The organism is Arthrobacter sp. JCM 19049, assembly GCF_001310435.1.
On record NZ_BAXF01000321.1, the window covers coordinates 1 to 2,540 of the forward strand.

The following is a 2,540-nucleotide window of genomic DNA, read 5'->3' on the forward strand; positions in this document are numbered from 1 at the left end:
CCGCCGCGAACTCCCGCAGCGACTCGTCGATCGTGGCGCGGATCTGCCCGGCGTTGAAATGGCAGGACAGGTACGGGAAATTGAACGCCTGGTGCATCTCATCCGGACGCACCCATTTGGCCATCAGGGACAGCGGGCTGACCCAGGCCTCGGCGCACAGCACGCGCTCGCCGCCGTACTCGTCCAACACGGTGCGCCAGTCGCGGTAGATCTCGTGCACGGCCTCCTGACCCCACCAGGGGGCGAGTTCCTCGGTGCCGCCCATGGAGGCGGCCGCGGGGTCCACAACGTAATCCGGCAGCCGTCGGCCTTGATCAGGCCATGGGCGACATCCACCCGGAAACCGTCGGTTCCCCGATCCAGCCAGAAGCGCAGCACATTGCGGAACATTTCCCGAACCTCGGGGTTGTGCCAATTGAAATCCGGTTGCGAGGAATCAAAGACGTGCAGGTAGTACTGTCCCGGTGTGCCGTCCGGGTTGGTGGTCTGCGTCCACATGGGACCGCCGAAGACCGATTCCCAGTTGTTGGGAAGACCGCCGGGAGCCGCGTCGCGGAAGATGAACCGGTCCCGCTCCGGGGAGCCGGGCGCTGCGGCCAGGGCCTGCTGGAACCACGGATGCTGATCCGAGCAGTGGTTCGGCACCAGGTCAACGATGACGCGCAGGTCCAGCTCGTGGGCGCGGGCGACCATGGCGTCGTAGTCGGCGAGCGTACCGAAGCGCGGATCCACGTCGCAGTAGTCGCTCACATCGTAGCCGGCGTCCTTTTGCGGGGAGGTGAAGAAGGGGGAGAGCCAGATGCGTCGACCCCGAGGTCTGCCAGGGACTGCAGCCGCGCAGTGATGCCGGGCAAATCCCCCATGCCGTCGCCGTTCGCATCGGAGAAGGAACGAGGATAAATCTGGTAGATCACCGAGGAGCGCCACCATTGGGCGCCGGCCTCGGTCCTCCGGGAATCAGCGAGGGAACGGATTTGAGTCATGACGGTAACCCTAAACGAATTCCCATCAGTTGTAAACGCTTTCAGTTTGGACGCAGCCAGCCACCTTGGAATGCGGTTCCCTTATCGCGAGTGCGTCGGATTGAAGCGATTTTCCTGAGGTTCTTGTCATCGTTCATGATCTATGCCACTCTGGAAACGCTTACAATCGTGGTGGCACACGCACCTCGAACGAACCGACCGGCCACACCGCGCAGCATCGCAGTCAAACCGGTTCTTTGGACAAAGTTGTCACGAAAGGACACCCCATGATGGTGAACAAGCGCTCCCTGCTGCTGGGCGGGGCGATGACCGCGATTGCCGCGCTGTCCCTGACCGCCTGCAGTGGTTCGAACCCCTCGTCCACGCAGCCTTCCGAAACCGCCGCGCAGTCCTCCTCGGCCCCGGCCGAGGCTGGCTCGCTGAGCGTGTGGGTCGACGCGAACCGCGAGCCGGTCCTGAAGGAGGCGGCCGCCGACTTCCAGGCGAAGTCCGGGGTGAAGGTCGACCTGGTGATCAAGGACTTCTCCAAGATCCAGGAGGACTTCCTCAAGCAGGTTCCCACCGGCAAGGGGCCGGACATCACCATCGGCGCCCACGACTGGCTGGGCAACCTGGTCACCAACGGTGTGGTCCAGCCGGTCGAGCTGGGCGAGAAGAGCTCCGAGTTCCAGGATGTGGCCATCGACGCGATGCGCTACGAGGGCAACACCTATGGCGTTCCGTATGCCACGGAGAACCTCGCGCTGCTGCGCAACAAGGACCTGGTCGACAAGGCCCCGGCGACCTTCGATGAGATGATCGCCGAAGGCAAGAAGGCCGGCACCGACTTCCCGTTCCTGGTCCAGGTCACCGAGGTGGGCGACCCGTTCCACGCCTACCCGTTCCAGACCTCCTTTGACGCGCCGGTGTTCGGCACCGACGACACTGGGCCTATGACGCCAATGACCTGCAGATCGGCAACGCGGGCGGGCTGGAGTTCGCCCAGTGGCTGGCTGAGCAGGGCGAGGCCGGCACGCTGAAGACCTCCGTGGACGCGGACATCGCCAAGGAGAAGTTCATCTCCGGCGACTCCCCGTTCCTGTTGACCGGCCCGTGGAACGTGGACGCGGTCCAGGAGGCCAAGATCGATCTGGCGATCGACCCGATCCCGAGCGCCGGCGGTGAAAAGGCCCAGCCGTTCGTGGCCGTCCAGGGCTTCTTTGTCTCCTCGAAGACCGAGAACCTGCTGGCCGCCACCGAGTTCCTGACCAACTACATCGGCACCGAAGAAATCCAGACCAAGCTCTACGAGGTTGGCAAGCGTCCGCCGGCGAACAAGGAGGCGTTCGAGGCGGCCAAGTCCGATGAGACCATCGCGTCCTTCGGCGCGGTGGGCGAGAACGGCGTGCCGATGCCCAGCATCCCGGAGATGGCTGCTGTCTGGGAGTACTGGGGTGTGGCCGAAGCCGAGATCATCTCCGGCAAAGCCGATCCGGCCAAGCGCTGGAAGCAGATGACCGCGGACATCGAAAAGGCCATCGCCAAGTAGCGCTGCAGGCCGCCACCGGGCCTGGCCGG

General features: G+C 64.4%; 2 pseudogenes. One reads left to right on the top strand and one right to left on the bottom strand.

Annotation, left to right across the window (positions count from 1 at the left end):
- Positions 1 to 983 (bottom strand): annotated as a pseudogene (locus JCM19049_RS20550) (alpha-amylase family glycosyl hydrolase); the annotation flags it as partial.
- A gap of 266 nt (positions 984 to 1,249) precedes the next feature.
- Here JCM19049_RS20550 and JCM19049_RS11560 point away from each other — a divergent pair.
- Positions 1,250 to 2,511 (top strand): annotated as a pseudogene (locus tag JCM19049_RS11560) (extracellular solute-binding protein).
- Positions 2,512 to 2,540: the final 29 nt, after the last annotated feature.